Raw genomic sequence first — 19,843 nt, 5'->3', positions numbered from 1 at the left:
GCTTGCCCGTATCGTAGGCAATGCGCCGAATGCTCGCCATCGAAATTTATCGGTGGCCCACTTCAGACTGTAATGGGTCTTCGACGCCGCATTAGCAAGGTTGCCGGACCTTATGCGTTCTGGAGCGTTATCTATCTTGCGGCGTTTCCCGCCCTTCATGGGCGTCTGGGTTTCTGGCGTTCGCCGTGGGCTCCGTATCGGCTCAGATGTACTATCTATTGGTCCATTCACAGCTTGTGCTGCTTACTCCGGTACTGTTCAGGCTCCTTTCACGGTATAGGTTCTTTGTCTATTGTGTGACACCGGCTTGCTTGCTTCTAAGGGAGCTCGCTGCCGTTGCCGGTATCGCATTGCCTCTAATACAGGTTTTCTGCCCCATGTGGCTCATCTTTTATGTTTTCGGTCTCGACTGGAGGCGTTGGGCTGCGCTCATTGAAGGACGAACCACTCAGCTTGTTGCAGTGCTCTTTATATTTTTAATAATTCAGGAGGTCGCAGGCTTCTGGTGGTATTTGACTGGCGATTTCAATATGGCCACAACTCAGCTTAAGCTCGGTTCTGCCGCGACCTCTTTAGCTGTGATCGCGCTTCTTATGGCGGTTCCGGGATCATTCAAGTCGCGATTATCTTCTACTTTGCTTGTTGACCTTGGGAACGCCTCTTTTGGAATCTACCTCTGCCATATACTTGTTCTCAAGGCCGTTTGGAAACTGCTTGGATTATTCGTCATTCCACTTGGTGTTTCGACATTTGCTGTTTGGGCGCTAACTCTTGCCGGATCTTATTCGCTTGTATCACTTTGCGGTCGTTATTTGCCCGAACGAATTCACATCATTGTGGGATTATAAATTGATTTTCGATACTGGCGCTTTTCATAGCGTTAAAGCAAAGTGAGTCCATTACCAACATTTGGCACGCGATCATCGGTGAAGATACCGGACTTCCTGTTTTCGAACGAGAAGATGACTTTTTACTCAAAATGGCTGATTGGATTAACCAACCTGAAATAACCGGAATCAATCTCCCTTGGTCGAGCATTGAAAAATGGAAGGGGCAATTCAGGTAGCCATATTCCGCAGTCATTACCTTGCCTATTTCGTTAAGAATGAGGGGGTTTAGCAAAATAGGATACCCAAGTCTTATTTATCACTCGATCTAAAGCGCATTTCGATTGTAGAGGACAGATTAAATGAAAGGCATCATCCTCGCGGGCGGGTCCGGCACGCGACTGTACCCGCTCACTCTCGTGACCTCCAAGCAGCTGCTGCCGGTCTACGACAAGCCCATGATCTACTACCCGCTGTCCACGCTCATGCTGGCGGGCATCAAGGACATCCTGGTCATCTCCACGCCGACCGACCTGCCCAACTTCCAGCGCCTGCTGGGCGACGGCTCGCGCTTCGGCGTGAACCTCTCCTACGCCGAGCAGCCCTCGCCGGACGGCCTGGCGCAGGCCTTCACCATCGGCGAGGAGTTCATCGGCGGCGAGCCCTGCGCGCTGGTGCTCGGCGACAACATCTTCTACGGCAACGGCCTGTCGCGCCACCTGACGCGCGCCGTCCAGAACGCCGAGTCGGGCCGCGCCACGGTCTTCGGCTACCACGTGGACGACCCCGAGCGCTTCGGCGTCGTCGAGTTCGACCGCGAGGGCAGGGCCGTCTCCATCGAGGAGAAGCCCGCCGAGCCCAAGAGCTCCTACGCCGTCACCGGCCTGTACTTCTACCCGGGCGACGTGTCCTCCCGCGCCGCCGAGGTGAAGCCCTCCGCACGCGGCGAGCTGGAGATCACCACGCTCAACCAGATGTATCTGGAGGAGGGGACGCTCTCCGTGGTGACCCTCGGCCGCGGCTACGCGTGGCTGGACACCGGCACCATGGAGTCGCTCCACGAGGCGGCGGAGTTCGTCCGCGCCGTCGAGCACTCCCAGGACCTACCGGTCTCGGTGCCCGAGGAGATCGCCTGGGAGAACGGCTGGATCGACACGGCGCGGCTGGAGGAGGCGGCCGCGGCCTACGGCAAGTCGGTCTACGGCCAGCACCTGAAGAAGGTCGCCGCCGGCGAGATCGTCAACAGCCCGCGCGAGTACTAAACGATTCAATGGGAGATACAGATATGTCTGAAGAGCTCTTCGAGCCCAGGAACATCATCGTCACGGGCGGCTGCGGCTTCATCGGCAGCAACTTCGTGCACCACGTCGTGAACAACCACCCCGACGTGCACGTCACCGTCCTGGACAAGCTGACCTACGCCGGCAACCCCGAGAACATCGCGGGCCTTCCCGCCGACCGCGTCGAGCTCGTGGTGGGCGACATCTGCGACTCCGAGCTGCTGGATAGGCTCGTCCCCGGCCACGACGCGATCGTGCACTACGCCGCCGAGAGCCACAACGACAACTCCATCGCCGACCCGGAGCCCTTCCTGCGCACCAACGTCGAGGGCACCTTCCGCCTGCTGGAGGCCGTGAGGAAATACGGCGTCCGCTACCACCACGTCTCCACCGACGAGGTCTACGGCGACCTGGCGCTCGACGACCCGGCGAAGTTCATCGAGGAGACGCCGTACCGCCCGTCCTCGCCGTACAGCTCCACCAAGGCGTCCTCCGACATGCTCGTGCGCGCCTGGACCCGCACCTACGGGCTGCGAACCACCATCTCCAACTGCTCCAACAACTACGGCCCCTACCAGCACGTGGAGAAGTTCATCCCCAGGCAGATCACCAACATCATCGACGGAGTCCGCCCCAAGCTCTACGGCCGCGGCGAGAACGTCCGCGACTGGATCCACACCGAGGACCACTCCTCGGCCGTCTGGGACATCCTCACGAAGGGCCGCATGGGGGAGACCTACCTCATCGGCGCCGACGGGGAGAAGAACAACATCACCGTGCTGCGCATGATCCTTGCGGCCATGGGACGCGACCCCGAGGACTTCGACTGGGTCGCCGACCGCCCCGGCCACGACCGCCGCTACGCCATCGACTCCACCAAGCTCCAGCGCGAGCTGGGCTGGAGGCCGGCCCACACCGACTTCGCCGAGGGACTCAAGCAGACGATCGACTGGTACGTCGCCAACGAGTCCTGGTGGCGACCGGCCAAGGAGGCCACCGAGGCCCGCTACCGCGCGCAGGGGCAGTAAGGAGAGCAGAGACATGGCAGACATCGCATTCGAGAAGGACCTCTCCGTCACCGAGACCGGCATCGAGGGCCTGAAGGTCGTCGAACTGGCCGTCCACGGCGACTCGCGCGGTTGGTTCAAGGAGAACTGGCAGCGCGCCAAGATGTGCGCGCTGGGCATCCCGGACCTCCGCGTCGTCCAGAACAACGTCTCCTACAACGACAGCCGCGGCGTCACGCGCGGCATCCACGCCGAGCCCTGGGACAAGTTCATCTCCGTGGCGCGCGGCTCGGTCTTCGGCGCCTGGGTGGACCTGCGCGAGGGCAGCGCCACCTACGGCAAGGTCTACACGACCGTGCTCGACCCCTCGAAGGCCATCTACGTGCCGCGCGGCGTGGGCAACTCCTTCCAGGCCCTGGAGGACGGCACCGCCTACACCTACCTGGTGGACGCGCACTGGTCCCTCGAGCTGAAGAAGACCTACACGTTCGTGAACCTCGCCGACCCCGAGCTCGACATCCAGTGGCCGATCCCGCTGAATCTGGCCACCGTATCCGAGGCCGACCTGAACCACCCGTACCTCAAGGACGTCGTCCCCATGGCGCCGAAGCGCACGCTCGTCACCGGCTGCAACGGCCAGCTGGGCCGTGCGGTCCGCGCGCTCGCCGAGGAGCGCGGCGTCGCGAAGGACTTCGACTTCTGCGACATCGACACCTTCGACATGTCCGACCCGGACGCCTACGTACAGTACGACTGGTCGCTCTACGGCACCGTGATCAACTGCGGTGCCTACACGGCCGTGGATAAAGCGGAGACCCCCGAGGGCCGTGTCATCGCCTGGAAGGCCAACGCGACCGGCCCGGCGCTCCTCGCCCGCACCTGCGCCGAGCACGGCATCACGCTCGTGCACGTCTCCTCCGACTACGTCTTTGACGGCACCGCCGAGATCCATGACGAGGACGAGCCCCTCAGCCCGCTGTCCGTCTACGGCCAGACCAAGGCGGCAGGCGACATCGCCGTGGCCGGCTGCCCGCGCCACTACATCATGCGCTCGAGCTGGGTCATCGGCGAGGGGCACAACTTCGTCAAGACCATGAAGGCGCTGTCCGACCGCGTCGCCGACCCGGGGGATAAGCTCACCCAGATCACCGTCGTTGACGACCAGCTGGGACGCCTGACCTTCACGCGCGACATGGCCGCGGCCATCTTCCACGTGCTGGAGAACAAGGCCCCCTACGGCACCTACGGCTGCACCGGCAGCGGCCGCGTCGCCTCTTGGGCCGAAATCGCGCGTGAGGTCTTCGAGGCCGCCAACGGCAACGGCGGCAAGGTGGTCCCGGTCTCCACGGCCGACTACTACGCGAACGCCGAGGGCCCCATCGCACCGCGCCCGGTCCACTCCGCGCTCGACCTGTCCAAGCTGGAGTCCGCAGGCTTCGACATGCCCGACTGGGAGGAAGAGCTGGGGGAGTACCTCAAGACGCTCTAGTCGCTCTTAATAAATATGCGAGAATCAAAGCCGCCGTTCTTTAACGGCGGCTTTTCTTGTGCCTGGCGTATAGCTCTGTGCCGGTAAGTGCGGTGGTGGTCACCAAGCGAGAACAGCCTGTCGAGCTCATGCTAGGAGTTCGCGACGGGGCGGTTGACGGCGACCTGCCCGTCCCGGGTGAGCATGCAGGCCCAGTGGAAGGACTTCCCGACATCGAGCTAGAGGACGGCCCTCCTCGCGGGCGCTGCGTTGTTGGCCATGGTATCCTCCAATCGTCGGTCGATCGGAAGCCGTTTCCCGCGACACCCACATTACCTGGCCGTGGCCATCTTCCCTGAGGTCCGGCAGTTTCCTATCAGTCGTCTGAAACGGCGACGCCTGCGTCGGCAATACCCCCCGGGACCTCTTCGGGGCAGGGAAAGACGGCCGTACGCGGGCGCCCGATCGGCGGCCCAGACGGGCTTGCTTGCATCGTATGCGACACCGGGAAATGCATCAACGGGGTATCGAATAGCTCGTTTCTGACTGTAATGGGGCTTCGTCGCCGGTCGAGCAAAGTAGCCGGACCTTATGCGCTCTGGAGCGTTATCCATCTCGTAACGTTTCCCCGCCATTCATGGGCGTCTGAGTTTCTGGCATCGCTGTGGGCACCGCATCAGCTCAGATGTACTATCTATTGGTCTATTATGGTGAGGCTGTGGACGAGTTCATCGACTCGAAGTCGGGGGCGAGGATAGACGCGAAGACAGGAGGGATTCTCTGATGGATAGCGTGTTCAATGACCATGTGTTCCCTAAATACAAGGATCAACAGGTCATGAAGCCTCAGATGCATGGCTTCAATGACCCCACTTTGAGGAATTTCATGCTGTTGGACTCGTCTGCCCTGGTGAAAGACGAGCTTAAAGCCGACAGGTTCGACGATGAGTTCATTAGATCCTTCCTCAATGCCGCCAAGGAGCTTGCGGCCGCCGGGAGGAGAGCGACCGACAGGCCGGGCATGTATGTGATGCTGGAACATTCCTACGCGATTCCGGTGATGTTCCTCACAAGGCACTGTATTGAGCTTTCAATCAAGAGGGCGATAAAAAGATGTGGGGCTAAGCCTAAGAAAGACCACAGCCTTACAAACCTGTGGAACTCCTTGCTCTCGAGGTTTCCGGGGCAAAAGTGCCGTGAAGACAATACAACCATCAAGAACATGGGTGCTTTTGTAAAAGCCATTGCCGAAATCGATGACAACGGCATCAGTCTCCGCTATCCGCAGGACAAATCAGGCAGACTGACGCAGGACAGGCCGCTATTCGTGAATGACGAGGAAGTTGTCTCGTATTTGGAGAAGTTCGTAGAGCAGCTTCAGCTGATTGACTTCGATTATCTTGTCGAGAATGGTAAATAAGTGGTTGGAAGCTGGTCTTTATCGTTTGTAAAACCAGTGGTTGGAATCATGGTTGTATTAGCCGGTTAATCAGAACAGCTGTTGATTATTTTTTAACAGCTTAATTAAGATACCTGTAATTTTAATGAAATATATGTTATGTTGAGGTTAGTAAAAACAGTACGTGACATAAAACTATCAAAAAGTAAAAAAGAGAAAGGAGGTTTATCGAATGAGAGCAAAGAAGTTGAGAACGAAAGTAGTTGGTCTTGTAGCAGCAGTTATGGTTGTCGGCGCTCCACTTACAGCGTGGGCTATTGATGTAGCGGGTGGAGATTTGTACTACAATGGAGGGCAAACAGACACCATTGTATATTCCGAAATTGGGCGTAAAGCAGGTATTAGTCGCAACTACATGGTAAAGGCAACTGTAAAGGTCGGCGGAGATACATATACCAGTGGATTCAAGTCAAACTACGCTTACAAAGATGCAAAGAGAGTTTGGTGGGCGAACGAAACATCTTATTATGATTATTATCCATATTAAGTAAAATAGTTCAAACACCTAGGGCGGGGCTATTTGTCCCGCCCTATTTTATACATTTCTTCAAAGAAAGGGGCGTATGTTATGAAAAAATTTTTAAAGATTTTTATTTTCCTTGAAGTCATACTCTTTGCATATATTTTTAATACTTCTATTTACAACATTTATGAAAAGAATAACATTGCTACTGAGAATTTAAAAGGGTATGTTTTAGAAGAAACATCGCCAGAAATTCTCGACAAATTTTATACAATATTTACAGAAGAATATTCTCAAAATAAATTAGAACTCATTAACAATACGCTCACTTCCACAGATAAATCTGTTTATGATTTATATTGCTATCCATTAAATGAGTTTACACAAAAACAGCCTATATCTTCCTCTATTTTGTTTCAATATCATGAATTGCAAAAGGAAGATTTTTTAGATAGTGTTGGTGTATTCTATACAGATTTACCAGCTAACGCAATTAAAGAGATAGCTTCTCAACTGTCCGTCGCAATAAATAACTTTGAAAATGACGCTATTCCGTATAGTATGGTATTAGAATTGAATCTTCTGAATTTTGTAATCTTATTTATTGTACTTCAAATCATATACTGTATTTATACGTCTTATAGTTTGAAAAAAATAGGTATTAAAAAAAGCATGGGCTTTTCTACTATACATATTTTAAAGGAGCAAATTACCAGTGTAATAAAATATTTTGCTGTAATATGTTTAGTATTACTGTTCTTGCTAAATTTATATTACGCATTAACAAACAGATATGATTTTTCTTATTTAGCAACAAGTGTACTGTTCTTTATTGGTGTTTTAGCTATAAATATACTTTGTGTTTTAATTACAAGTATTTTAATTAAGTTTGTTTCTTTAGAGGCAATGATAAAAAATAAGACTTTAAATAGCGGCACAAATATTGTAGTTCAGGCTATAAAAATAATTTTTTCGGTAATAATCGCTATCACTATTATTTCATTGCTGAATCAGGGGAACTCATTTAGACAAAGCCAACAAGCTGTTTTAGATTATAAGTATCTGGACGGATATTATACCGCTAATGGTTTTAATTCATCGGAGTATGATTATGCGTTAGCAAACACAGACATATTAGAAAAATATTCTGAACAAACATTAGAGATGTATAATCATAACCATTCACTACTATGTGATTTTAGGACAGACGGTGGTTTGCAGACATCACGCCCCTATTATGAACAACAGCTTGTTATTGCAAATAGAAATTATCTGAATGAATTTTCAAATATCCAGCTCAGTGGAAAACCATTGGGAGAAGATATATTTAGTGAACCAACAGTATTAGTTCCACATAAATATAAGAATGATGAAAATTCTATTAGCGAATATATTAAGCAAGAATATTTCCGATTGATGAATTACAATCAATTTTATGGAATACCGGGAGAAGAAAAAACTATTGATAAATTTAATGTTGTTTATATAGACGATGATTCTACGATAAAAGTCAATACAGAAAATGGTTTTTCGGATATGGCTAATCCTGTTATCATTGTTGATACGGGCAATTTTGCAGGACTTTACTATTTGGATTCTTTAAATACAAGGTGTTTATTTTTTCAAATGGAGTCAAGAGAAGATTTTTCTTCTTTGTTATCAGAATATGATTTAGAGCAATTAGTTACAGCTGGAACATTACTTACACCTTATTTAATGCAACTTGAAAATGTGACATTCGTTCTTAAAACACTCACTATGTTTACGATTGTCTTTATAGTGTCTTTACTGTTTATTTTGTATATTTCAAATTATGTGGACATTTTTGTAAATCGAAAGAGATATGCGGCAAAAGAGATTTTAGGATTCTCTCATTTTAGGACACTGAAAAATCGGTATATTTTTTGGGGAATCGAAATAATTATATCAGGCGTATTAACTGCTATAAATTATTATTTTGCTTGCCTTTTTGCGATTATACTTATTGACTACATATTCTGCGAATTGCTTTATAGAATTTATATCTCAAACGCTTTATATGAGATTGAAAAGGGGGCATAAGTATGTCATTGATTACATTAAAGAACGTCAAAAAAGAATATGGGAAAAATCAGGTTCTATTTGAAAATTTATCTTTAGAAATAGAAAAAGGCGAATTTGTGGGGCTTGTAGGGAAAAGCGGGGCAGGTAAAACGACACTTTTAAATATAATAGGATTGATTACTGATATATCCGAGGGAACAATCACTATTGATAGTCATAAAAATTTGTCCATGAACGGTAAAAATGCTATGATTTTGAGAAGATATACAATAGGCTATCTATTTCAAAATTATGGACTAATAGAAGATGAAAGCGTGTTGTGGAATTTAAAATTAGCTCTTGAATATAAAAAAGTAAAAAAAGAAGAAAAACTGAAACTAATCAATAAGTATTTAAAGCAATTTGAGCTAAGTGACATGCTTAACAAAAAAGTATATCAGTTAAGCGGTGGAGAGCAACAGCGAATTGCAATTATTAAATTGATTTTGCAAGGAAGTCAGATTATATTAGCTGATGAACCAACTTCTGGACTTGATAAAGAGAACGAATTGATAGTGATGAAACTTTTGAAAGAATTAAATGAAAAGGGCATTACTATAATCATGGTCACTCACAACATGAATTTGTGCGATTGTTTTTCCAGAGTTATAAATGTAGAAAACTTTAGATAGTTTGTTAAAGGGAGATACGCGGTTTTATTATACGTGCAATCTCCCTTTATATTTCGTCATATCAAGACTCATATTCAATTATGGTAAATTCGTGGTAAAACACTTATTTTTTCAAGTGATGAACAGCCCTTAAATGCTGTATTTATGCGGATAATCGGATTTTCTATATCAAGTTTAGTACAAAAGGTAGTGAATTGCTACCTTTACCATATGGATCTGTGAGTAAGTGCTTCGAGATGATGATGCCGATCTCGCTTCAATTTATGGGTGTATCGAAAAATAAGGGCGGAGTCGCTCTCGCGTTCCCGCCCCGCAAACCCGAATGATTCTGACTTTCCCGTTATCCGGAACGGCCGGGAAAGTTCGCGTCTCAGTCCGGAAAACCCAATGCTTAAAGCGACGATGCCAAGGGGCTACTCGGTCAGCTTCTTGCATCCGTACCAGGTCAAGGGGAGGGGCAGCCTGTAGAACGAGGTCGGCTCCATAGGGATCTCCTCGAGACTTCCGTCGCCTCGCCGAACCCACGAAGTTCCGTTTGCGTCGGTGAAAGCCGTTTCGGGTGCCGTGCGTACTCCCATTCCGTGCCCTTCCGTCGGGAGCCATGTGTACCATGCTCCAGGAGGAAGCGTGCCGACGCAGACGCGGTCGGGAAAAGCGGGACGGTTGTCCTCTCCTTTGAAAGAGGGGCCGGCTCCGCTAATCCCGACACAGGTGACGATTACGTCGTAGACGGGGGACTCGCTTTCGTTTCGAAGCACGACTAACTGCCAGACGAATCGATTGTCCTTGGGCTGATCGGTTCGGTTTCGACCCCCTTCGTACCATGCCGATATGCGGGATGGCTGATACCGCTTGATGTCGTCCTCCCTGTTCCTTTTGTTCTGGCTGCTTTGCCGCAATGCGGCAATCAAGGTCCCCAAGGTAAAGAATCCGATGAATGCTTGGACAATCAGATTGGCGATGTCTATTTTGTTGTCAAAAGTCACTGGATGGTCACCGGCTTAGCGTCGTGGGGCGATACTTCTAACTCCGAATAATAAGGGATGATCGATGGTTGCCGTTTCGTAAGCGTATAAATGGGTGCGTCTCAACAGCTTGTTTTTCTTAAGGCAAACATGCTGCAACGCCAATTCAAAGAGGTTGCGGTGATGCAAGCAAACGCCAATCGCAGGAACAAATGGGCCGACCGCATCGAGCGGTGCCTCTCGTCCAACATGAGCGCGGAAGACTGAGTAAGCTCAACCACTTGAGAGAGTCGCGCCTTTACAGGTGGTTTGCCAGATTCAGAAAAGAGGAGCCGCAACGCTTCCCCCGTAGGAACGCCGCCACGGCGAACTAGCTTGAAATCACAAGGGGCGGCATCACCGACGCGAAGTCATCGTGCCCGCGACAAACAGATCTTCTCCGATGGCCTCGGCCGCTAGCGCAGATCTAGCATCGAGTGAGTATTTGCACGTTTCCGTACCGCGAATATTGGGGGGCGCTCAAATACTCATTCGATCGAGCTTATGCCATCATTGTTGTGAACGGGGCGACCTCGGTTGCGGTTTGATCTAGCGCAGCGAAGGAAATCTTTCGCTATAAGTTTATGCAGGAGGAAATAATGGAGACATGCCGGTCAAAAGAGCCTGCTGATCAGCTACTCGATCATATTGATTCCTATCTCAAGGATAAGGACAATCAATATGCAATTGCACTTGAGGGAGATTGAGGATCGGGAAAGACCCGATTCATCGAAGGGAAACTCAACGAGTATCTCGAAAAGGGCGAATACAACCTTGTCCGCGTTTCCATGTTCGGAATTGCCACTGCTGATGATCTATACGAACGTATTGTGATGGCGCTTGTACACCTTAGCGATAAAGGTATGAAGGCGCAAGCTGCTGCCAAAACTATAGGGGGCGCCCTCAACGGTATTTCGAGGGCTTTAATTAAAAGAACGGGATTATCGGTGAATCTCGCCGTCGGGATACAATCCGTTGCCTGCCTAATGCTCAAAAAGAAGCACTTTCTTGTATTCGATGATGTGGAGAGGCGTTCTAAACATAGCGACGATTTGGCGCTATTCGGAACGATGAACGATCTTGTCGAAAGACTTGGATTGAAGGTCATGCTGGTTTCAAATGCCTGGGAAGGAAGTGATGTGCAATCGATGCGAGAGTTCGATAGAGACGTACGCGAAAAGCTAATTTGGAAAGTCTATCCTTTCAAGCCGTGCCCGTCTGCATTGACCAAAGAAATTCTCATGGGAGATTGTCGCCCATCGGAAGACCTTGATATGCATAGCGCCATACTTGCGGGGGTAGAGGCCAGCGGATGCGTAAATGCTCGGGCAATGATTCGTGCTCATGAGCTAATCAGAAGAATTTGCAGCCTTGAGGTGCTTCAAAATACAGGAATTGCACTTCAAAACCGGTTTTACGCTCTACGGGACGCAGTCCATTTTGCTTTGTTGACCTCCATGGGGAACGCACCTTCCATGCCACAAAACGGAAAGCCAGAGGAATGGCTCAGTCCGGAGGCGCTGGAATACGATCGCAGAGTGTCTCTTTACGAGCAATACTCTGATTTCTCCGTGATAGGTAAGGCATTCGACCCTTCAGGCGATGTAGATATTGAAGATCTCGAACAAGGGTTTAAAACATACATTTGGAAACGGTACCCGAGCAACCGCGATACCCTCGAAGTTAGGGAGATCGCTAAAAGTATGCGGTGCGCTTACGATCTTGATGACGATAATGTAGATGGCCTCGCGCAGCGTTACTATGATTTAGTTACTAGAGCACATTATTCAGTCGATTGTTTGCACGACGTGCTCGAGGTTTATTACCTGCTATCTGACCTCAAATGGGAATGTCCATTTTCGCAAAATGACTTTATCAAATATTGCAAGAAAGTGATCGATGCCGATCTAGACAAAGCTTCTGAGCTCCTCTCTGGACCAGTATTTAGTGCAGACGAAAGGCGGAAAAGACGGGCGCTCGCCGAAGAACTTGAGCGTTATGCTCGGACAGAGCTGAATAAAAAGATGTCGAGTCAGTTGATGATATCTGAGGGAGCGGAGGGACTGACGGGCAGGGAGATTGCTCGACTTCTCAACGATGCTGCAGAACGCGATGTCAAAGTGTTGGTTAATGCTAGTCCGAGAGTCATTGTCGAGTCATTTTGTAGAGAAGATGCGGCGAATCAAGAGGCGCTTCGCAAGTTCTTTGTGCATCTTCATAACGTTTGGATTCCGGGTGGGGTGCCATCGGCGGATTTAGTTGAATGGATACTTGAGATAAAGACTGCACTGGAAGAAACGAACGTTGAAACGAAAACTGGATCAATGAGAAGGCGTTTGTTCTTGAGAAATCTGGAGGAGCTTGAGAGCCGATTTGGGTATCCCGTACAGAAGTAGCACCGATGCTCCACTTGCCGTGCGCTTCAGTGCCAGCGGTCTTGTTTTGCGCTTGCGCGGTGCCGGCTTGATTTCATTTGTTGCATAGATTGAAGGATGCGCCAGTCACGTCTTCTTCGCCGTGCTCACGGTCTTCTGTCCGTCTCGGCTGCATGGTGGGTCCGATTGCTTTTTCGGAGTGGCAATGATACGTATGGTGTGAAACGGATGGTACGCGGATAACGAGGGGCGGAAACAACGACAGCCCCACGCTAAAGGAAAGGAGCGGAGGAACTATGCCAGAAAATAAAATACCAGGCCTCTTCACCGTCTACTACATGAATCAGCAGAAGGTGTTCGAGACGAGGATGCTCCTGGACAACAAACTCAAGACTACAAGCTCCAAGGAAAACCAGAACGGGACGACAAAGAGAGCATCATTGAACGCCGAAGCGGAGCTCAACCCTCCCTTTCTGACGAAACTCAGGGCAAAACTCGAAGGAAGCGTCAGGCACGAAAAACAAGAGAAGATCGTGGACACCCTCGAATACGTGAACACAAATAGCCGGATGCTCGCCGACATAATGGAGCATTGCAAAGCCCCCGAAAGCGGAACAACGCTTGCAGAAGGCGACCTCGCATACATCGGCGATGTCTCGCTGGAGCTCATCAATGAGGAGGAGATTCGAGGCATCATGGCAATCATGAGCGGGACCTTCGACGGAATCACCGTCTCCGATGCCGGAGACCTCGACATCGGCCACATGATGCAATCCTTCATAGGAGACGGCGCAGCCTTCAAGCTCAGAGGAAACCGCGCAAGAAGAAGAACGCCGCTGTACGCGAAGATTCCCCTCGATGGAGAAGAAATGTTCGAAAGCGGGTACACAATCGACGACCTGCTCATCGGAAAGGTCGGCATCGTCGGGATATGCAAAGGGAAAATCACCCCGGCCCAGATGAAGAGCCCCCTCGATTACTTCCAACAGCCAGACGACCCGAAACGCACGCCGCAGAACGACATTGTTATATGCGGAAAGAACCCGTCACCCACCGCCATGACCGGCGGCGGCAATCGGGTAGAACAGGGCTATTACATAGACATCCTTGCTGTCATTCAGGCAGTGTCCTTCGAGGCTTGATAGGCAACGCCATGCGCAAACTCGTCACATACAACAAATCCCAGTATAAAGCCCTGATCGACCAGCTCGGAGACGGCGGCTTCAAGTTGATGTCGCTTCTCGAACTACACGGAAGCGACCAAATCTCCGAGCTCCTCTCCGAGAAAAAGCTCGTCGTGGACGTTTCATCACTTGTGGGGTTACTCTCGGGCGATCTTCAGCTGGCATCGAAATTCGAGCTCCTCGTCCACCAGCTACCCTTTGGCACCCTCTTCATCGGAGACGATAAAACCGTGAACGAAGGAGCATACCAATTGAGAACCATGTTCGACGACATTATAGAATGCGACATCGAGATCGATAAGGACGCCCAGAAGGACAAAAGAGTAAAGAGAACACTCGTATCCCTCGACGAACTCGAATTCAAACAGGTCCTCACCACCCTCGAAAGCGAGCTCATAGGCCAGATCGAATTCAAACGCTCCTTCGAATCCCGATCGCGCAGCTTCAGGCTCTTCAACGCGCTCGACGAGCAGCCGGTATTCTCGTTGCTCCTTCTTGGCCCTTCGGGTGTCGGGAAAACAGAAGTCGCCAAGATTCTCTGCGAGGCAATCGCGCCATGCCAGCCCCTCCCTAAAGTCAATCTTGGGAACTACAGCAGCAAGGACTCTCTAAACTCCCTGATTGGCAGCCCGAGAGGATACATGGGAAGCGAAGAAGGCGAGCTGGGAAAGAAGATCGACTCGTCCGATGCCGGAATTCTCCTGGTGGATGAGTTCGAGAAAGCTGAACCCGCCGTCTGGAACTTCTTCCTCGATCTCCTCGAGACAGGATCGTTCACGGACTCCCAAGGGATGGAGCACGATCTCCGCGGGTTCATCATCGTATTCACGACAAACTGCCCCCTCGGGAAGATCAATGAAACTTTCCCGGCAGAACTCCTCTCCCGCTTCAATTTGATGAGCCACTTCTCCAAGCTAAGCGTAAGCGACAAAAAGTTCTTTGTCGAAAGATACGTATCCATGTTTGCCAAGAAGTACAGGGAGACTGCTCCCAGTGGCTTGCCGACATTGCCGGACGACATCGCCGACAGGGCAATGATGGAAATCGACATTGAAGCGACCGAAAACATCCGGATCCTCAAGAACACAACAAGATCTTGGATCAGCGAATTCGTAGAGAAGGCCCGAAAGAGCAGTTCAATCGCGACGCAGCCCTCCATCATCAACACCCAAACATAACGAATATATGTTCTTATTGCATCGCATCTACATTACGAAATTCAGATTGCTTGAGATGTCTTGACGCAAGTTCAGATTCACTTCGGAGTATCATGCTGTCAATTTGAAGGATGCTACCTGCGCTTTTGAAGAATCGAAACGGAGGTTGTAAGCCGATTCTTCCTTTCACCGACTGGCAAAACGATTTACACCTAATTGTGGGAGTTGCCCACGCGATTTCTCCTTGCTCCTGCATCGATCTCGCTAAACTAATAAGTGCTGCCACCAGGGCATTTTCTGGTGCATATTCTATTGGCTCCCGCGAAGATCGGAGCGGGTATGTTTGCTGCCGAGTCCTACACCAGCCGTCATTACATTGCGATTGTTGCCATGGCCTGCCTATGCGTTTTGCTGGGCGGGCCTTCTTATGCTGCGGGCGCGGAGAGCCTCATCATCGCGGGCGCGACATACTACGAGCCGGGCGTGTCGGGCCCCGGCTGGGCCTGGACCGATGCCGACCATCTGGAGCTCAACGGCTACGCGGGCGAGGCCATCGGCGCCGACGGCGACCTGGTGCTGACGCTTGCCGGGCAGAACTCCGTGACGGAGTCGCATGCGCCCGATGCGGACATCACGCTGTGCGGCATGGAGGTGTGGGGCAGCCTGACGCTTCGCGGCACCGGGACCCTGACGGCGACGGGCTCGCAGTGCGGGATCCACGTTTCGCAGGCGCTCGTGGTGGACGGATGCACCGTCGATGCCCGGGCAGACGTGGCCAATATTACGGACGAGGCGGTCGCCGGCGTGATCGCTGGCGACATGGCCGTGCGCGGCGGCGGGCGCATCGTTGCCGCGGGCGCCGGGTCCGGAGCGGGCGTGCGCGCCTACGGTGTGTATCTGCAAGATGCGGGCCTTGGCGATGGTGCGGCCGGCTGTCGGCTTTCCGTTGACGCCTCGTGGCTTGATGCGGCCGGTGCCGACGGCGGCGCTGCGTGTACGGGCGGGTCGCTTGTGTCCGCACGGTTTGTGACGCCTGCTGGCGGGGCTTTTGGTGCTAGTGGCGTGATGGATGCTGCAGGGGTAGTGGCACCGCATGTGGTGGTTGAGCCCGATGTCGCCACGCCTCCGGCGGGGGAGACCGACGGGAGCGATGTGCCTGGATGCGGGGCGGGCGAGCCTTCCGCCGATGCTAACCCCGCTGCCGGAGAGCCCACCACAGGGCCCACGACAAATCCGGCGCTGAAACCAGCGGCCGCGACAACCAAGACAACAACGACAGTAACCAAGACCACGGTCGCCAAAGCCTCCAAGCCCAAGGCTGCCACTGCGACAAGTGCGGCACTCCCCAAGACCGCCGACAACAACTGGATCGCCGCTTCCGTGACGCTTTTCCTACTTGGTACAATGCTTCTAGCTGCCGCATGTCGTTGTTGAGATAGCTGCCATTTGGAAGAAAGGGACATCCACAAGGTATGACTTTTGACAACTGTACAGCAGACGCAACCGACCCTATCGTGCCGAAAGCACCCCGTACTTTACCCGATGATCTGGACAGCATCGCCTTGATCGACGAAGCTGCCACCCCGAGACGTCGTGGTTCAAGCTGTAAAGCAGTGTTGAGCTGCGATTTTAGTGGTTACGGCGTTTGCCATGGCGCGGCTGACGCGCACGAATTTAAAATCGGGGGCAAAAAGTTCTTGGAAAACCTCGCGCGGCTATGTTAGTATCTCTTTTGCCGAAAGGCGACGGGCGATTGGCTCAGGGGTAGAGCATATCCTTCACACGGATGGGGTCACAAGTTCGAATCTTGTATCGCCCACCATCTAAAGCACAGGTCAGAGGTGTTAAGCCTCTGACCTTTTTCTTTTTGACACCAAAATTGAAGCGAAGTTACCTAAGGCGTTATATGTTACGCAGTTCACCTTAGGTGTCGTCATTGCGCGTTTTGCAAAATGCGTCTGCGTTCATTCATTGAATTCCCTGCGTAATCTATGTGCAATTGTGGAGACAGAGACCGCTGGCTCACAGCTTGTACCAGCGCGTTCATGCCTATGGCGGCTTTTCAACGGATTGCGTCAAGCTTTTGGTCAGCGTTTGGTCAGCTTCCGGTACTTACCCGCATGATGCCCCGGTAGATAATCGTCCACGACCACAACCGCACGGTCTACGGCCGATACCAGGGGAGGCGCAAATGGACGAAATCGTCTGCGCAAACACCGCATTCCGCTATTGGCGCTGCCCACCGCAGGTGCGCGACCTCTACCCGCGCCTACCCAACTCCGAAGAAGGCTGGCGAGCTCTATCCCAAGCCCCTTTCGTAACCGACGTCCTCAAGACCCCAGTCATCACAGCAGCATCAACTCGAAGCAACCTACATTCCGAGACAAGACGGACCATCCGATGGAACAGCGCCTATACAGAGAAGGTCTCGATCGACACGGGCATGGGCTTTAGCGTCACAGACCCTCTTCATACGCTATTCACCATGACTCGAAGCGTTTCTTCATGCGACCTGGTTCTGGCCATGTACGAGCTCTGCGGATGGTTTTCGGTTTTTAAACCATCGCCCGCGGTCGACATGGCACTTGAGCAAGCAAAATCAGAAGAAGAGCAGTACACCACAGAAAGTCTTTTTGAACTAGATGAAACCCAAGACGAGGCCCCATGGAAGCGAGTCTATGCTCGGGCGAGCCAGAAGGACAGCGAGAATGATCAAAGTGGGCAGCAGAATGACGGATCCGGAAATAAAGCAAACGGAAAAGGCACATCGCTCTGGATGAGAAAGCCTCTTATTGAAATAGAAGAACTGCACAAATTTGCAGCGAAGGTTAAGGGCGAGATGTGGGGAAAACAATTCTACGAAGCCGCACGGCAGGTAATGGGTATTGCGGCATCCCCGCTAGAAGTTGCTGGAATCATGTTGCTAAGTCTTCCGAGGCGTACTGGCGGAGCGGAGTTTAAAAACATATACGTCAACGACTTAACACCGCTGTCGAATTCAGCTCGAAAAATCGCAGGTCAGAAAATCTGTTACGGCGATATCGTCATCGTAAACCCAATAATAATGAAAGCTGTGATTATCGAACTTCAGGGAGAGGTTATCCATGGTTCAGGCGCCGTGCTGGACCACGATGCCGCACGAATGACAGCATTACAAAGCATGGGATACGACGTATTTCTTGTAACCCATGACATGCTCAATGATCACGATCAGCTTGATGCCATCATTCACAGTGTGTGTGAGCGATTGGAGTTGCGCTACAAACCAAAAACCGAGGCGATGAGATGCGCTGAGACCAGATTGCGAGCCAACGTTCTGTGCAATTGGCTTGGTATTGGTAAGTAATAATGTTCAAGTGAGCATTATTACTACTTTATATGCTGCAGTAATTAAGTGCCATTTTAAAACCACGCCGGTTTACTACGTTGGATTGGGGGTAGCTGAGCGCACCGAATTCGTCGCTCGTAAAACCGCAGGTAGAATGCCTGCCCGTTTTGCGAATGTAGGCGTGTGGTCGGAAATCCGGGAATCGTCGTAGTAAACCGGTCCGTTTATGAAGCGACCAGCTGGCGCGAGCTGCGCACGGTTCAGTAAATTGACCCGAAGGCGCGGAGAGGGGCTCAGACGAAACCCTCCCGCGGAAGCACCGCGGATTGCTTTGTTCTGGCCGGCGGCACCTGGGGCGCGCCCCGCGGGCTATTTCGGGCATCGTGTGTCCCTTCGGCCCCGCGCCGTTCCACGCACCGTAAAATCTTTTCCAAAATTGTCCTTGCATCGGCGGGGGAGTTCCCGTATAGTACTTTCTCGCACGGGGGCGTAGCTCAGCTGGGAGAGCGCTTGACTGGCAGTCAAGAGGTCAGGGGTTCGATCCCCCTCGTCTCCACCCGAGCATTGAATGAGGCTCCAACGCAAGTTGGGGCCTTTTTTCATATCTATCGATTTACGCCATGTGTTGACTGGGCAGCATCTTGGCGACATACCCATTGTTAATTACGAATATGAATGTTAATAACTTTACGTTTCTGGATAGCAAACCTAGTCTGCAGCGCCAATAACAAAGAGACCGGGCGTAATGCCCAGCCTCGAAATACTCTGGTGGGCCCTCCGGGATTCGAACCCAGAACCCAGGGATTATGAGTCCCCTGCGCTGACCGTTGCGCCAAGAGCCCTTATGAACGGTGAATGCAATTCTAGCAAAGGCAACTCAGGCCTAATTTCTTCGCTTCACGTCGTGAAATACTACCATGCACGAGCAAGTCGCACAACGCAAGATCAAGTTCGATGCTAAACAACAGCTAATCTAGGCCCGTCGCAGATAAGAAGTGTTTTATAAAAAGTTAAGGCCTTAAATTCAGGGCTTCAAGACATTTCAGCGTGAAATCAACCTGATGCCATTTCAAAACCATGCCGGTTTACTACGACGAATCGGCGACCCCCGAGCACCGTGTGTTCTCCGTTTGCAAAACCGCAGGTAGGTAGCCCGCCGGTTGCACGAAAAGGCGTGCGTGGTTGGACATTCCTGATTTATCGTAGTAAACCGGCATGGTTCTGAGGCGCTGGGGAGGGGCGCTTCGCAATCGGACCCGATAATGGGACTGGCGGCGCACGGAAAACCCTGTTGAACGGGGCGCGTCGTGTTCCACGCGCCAAGTCGGCCGGCGTACGGGCTGTGCGGGGGCCAGGCGCCCCGCGGGCTGGCGCGGTCCCGTGCGCGCCGACACTCGCGAAAATTTTTCCAAAAATGTCCTTGCATCGTGGTCCGAGTTCCCGTATAGTACTTCTTCGCACGGGGGCGTAGCTCAGCTGGGAGAGCGCTTGACTGGCAGTCAAGAGGTCAGGGGTTCGATCCCCCTCGTCTCCACCTGAGCATTGAATGAGGCTCCAACGCAAGTTGGGGCCTTTTTT

14 protein-coding genes and 4 tRNA genes are annotated in these 19,843 nt (G+C 51.6%); 17 read left to right on the top strand and 1 reads right to left on the bottom strand.

The window, feature by feature from the left end:
* The first annotated feature begins 119 nt into the window (after window positions 1-119).
* The 16 genes from PMX72_RS10265 to PMX72_RS01015 all read left to right on the top strand — a co-directional run bounded on the left by PMX72_RS10265 (window position 120) and on the right by PMX72_RS01015 (window position 18,821).
* Entirely contained in the window at window positions 120-848 is a 729-nt protein-coding gene (locus tag PMX72_RS10265; RefSeq protein ID WP_334203753.1) for an acyltransferase family protein, read from the top strand.
* A 341-nt stretch (window positions 849-1,189) separates the two neighbouring features.
* A complete protein-coding gene (rfbA, locus tag PMX72_RS01085; RefSeq protein ID WP_271729885.1) occupies window positions 1,190-2,089 on the top strand; it encodes a glucose-1-phosphate thymidylyltransferase RfbA in 900 nt (299 codons plus the stop codon).
* Between the two features lie 23 nt (window positions 2,090-2,112).
* Entirely contained in the window at window positions 2,113-3,135 is a 1,023-nt protein-coding gene (gene rfbB, locus PMX72_RS01080) for a dTDP-glucose 4,6-dehydratase (RefSeq protein WP_271729884.1), read from the top strand.
* Window positions 3,136-3,148: 13 nt separating this feature from the next.
* Window positions 3,149-4,603 carry a sugar nucleotide-binding protein gene (locus PMX72_RS01075; protein ID WP_271729882.1) on the top strand — a complete coding sequence of 485 codons (1,455 nt, stop codon included), beginning with the start codon at window positions 3,149-3,151 and terminating at the stop codon, window positions 4,601-4,603.
* A 762-nt stretch (window positions 4,604-5,365) separates the two neighbouring features.
* Window positions 5,366-6,001, top strand: a complete 636-nt coding sequence (locus PMX72_RS01070; protein ID WP_055287434.1) for a HEPN domain-containing protein — start codon at window positions 5,366-5,368, stop codon at window positions 5,999-6,001.
* A gap of 211 nt (window positions 6,002-6,212) precedes the next feature.
* Window positions 6,213-6,527, top strand: a complete 315-nt coding sequence (locus tag PMX72_RS01065) for a hypothetical protein (RefSeq protein WP_009243730.1) — start codon at window positions 6,213-6,215, stop codon at window positions 6,525-6,527.
* Window positions 6,528-6,608: 81 nt separating this feature from the next.
* Entirely contained in the window at window positions 6,609-8,564 is a 1,956-nt protein-coding gene (locus PMX72_RS01060) for a hypothetical protein (RefSeq protein WP_101629281.1), read from the top strand.
* A gap of 2 nt (window positions 8,565-8,566) precedes the next feature.
* Entirely contained in the window at window positions 8,567-9,217 is a 651-nt protein-coding gene (locus PMX72_RS01055) for an ATP-binding cassette domain-containing protein (RefSeq protein ID WP_009243732.1), read from the top strand.
* Window positions 9,218-11,009: 1,792 nt separating this feature from the next.
* Window positions 11,010-12,617: a hypothetical protein gene (locus PMX72_RS01050; protein ID WP_271729305.1), complete on the top strand. Its 1,608-nt coding sequence runs from the start codon at window positions 11,010-11,012 to the stop codon at window positions 12,615-12,617.
* A 275-nt stretch (window positions 12,618-12,892) separates the two neighbouring features.
* Window positions 12,893-13,738, top strand: coding sequence for a hypothetical protein (locus PMX72_RS01045; protein WP_055287428.1), 846 nt, complete (start codon window positions 12,893-12,895; stop codon window positions 13,736-13,738).
* 11 nt (window positions 13,739-13,749) lie between these two features.
* A complete protein-coding gene (locus PMX72_RS01040; protein ID WP_158548965.1) occupies window positions 13,750-14,958 on the top strand; it encodes an AAA family ATPase in 1,209 nt (402 codons plus the stop codon).
* A 318-nt stretch (window positions 14,959-15,276) separates the two neighbouring features.
* Window positions 15,277-16,371: a hypothetical protein gene (locus tag PMX72_RS01035; RefSeq protein ID WP_271729304.1), complete on the top strand. Its 1,095-nt coding sequence runs from the start codon at window positions 15,277-15,279 to the stop codon at window positions 16,369-16,371.
* Window positions 16,372-16,409: 38 nt separating this feature from the next.
* A complete protein-coding gene (locus PMX72_RS01030; protein ID WP_158565252.1) occupies window positions 16,410-16,661 on the top strand; it encodes a hypothetical protein in 252 nt (83 codons plus the stop codon).
* A 23-nt stretch (window positions 16,662-16,684) separates the two neighbouring features.
* Window positions 16,685-16,759: transfer RNA gene (locus PMX72_RS01025), tRNA-Val, on the top strand.
* A 369-nt stretch (window positions 16,760-17,128) separates the two neighbouring features.
* A complete protein-coding gene (locus PMX72_RS01020; protein ID WP_117654749.1) occupies window positions 17,129-18,283 on the top strand; it encodes a hypothetical protein in 1,155 nt (384 codons plus the stop codon).
* A 465-nt stretch (window positions 18,284-18,748) separates the two neighbouring features.
* Window positions 18,749-18,821 (top strand) — tRNA-Ala (locus PMX72_RS01015).
* Between the two features lie 210 nt (window positions 18,822-19,031).
* Here PMX72_RS01015 and PMX72_RS01010 read toward each other — a convergent pair.
* Window positions 19,032-19,107: transfer RNA gene (locus PMX72_RS01010), tRNA-Ile, on the bottom strand.
* A gap of 619 nt (window positions 19,108-19,726) precedes the next feature.
* On the opposite strand from PMX72_RS01010, the gene PMX72_RS01005 reads away from it, so the two are divergent.
* Window positions 19,727-19,799, top strand: a tRNA-Ala gene (locus PMX72_RS01005).
* Window positions 19,800-19,843: the final 44 nt, after the last annotated feature.

Origin of the sequence: Collinsella aerofaciens, assembly GCF_028207065.1 — a bacterium.
Lineage (GTDB): Bacteria > Actinomycetota > Coriobacteriia > Coriobacteriales > Coriobacteriaceae > Collinsella > Collinsella aerofaciens_AR.
Note: the sequence above shows the minus strand (reverse complement) of the source record. Positions and strands in the feature narration are given on the sequence as shown.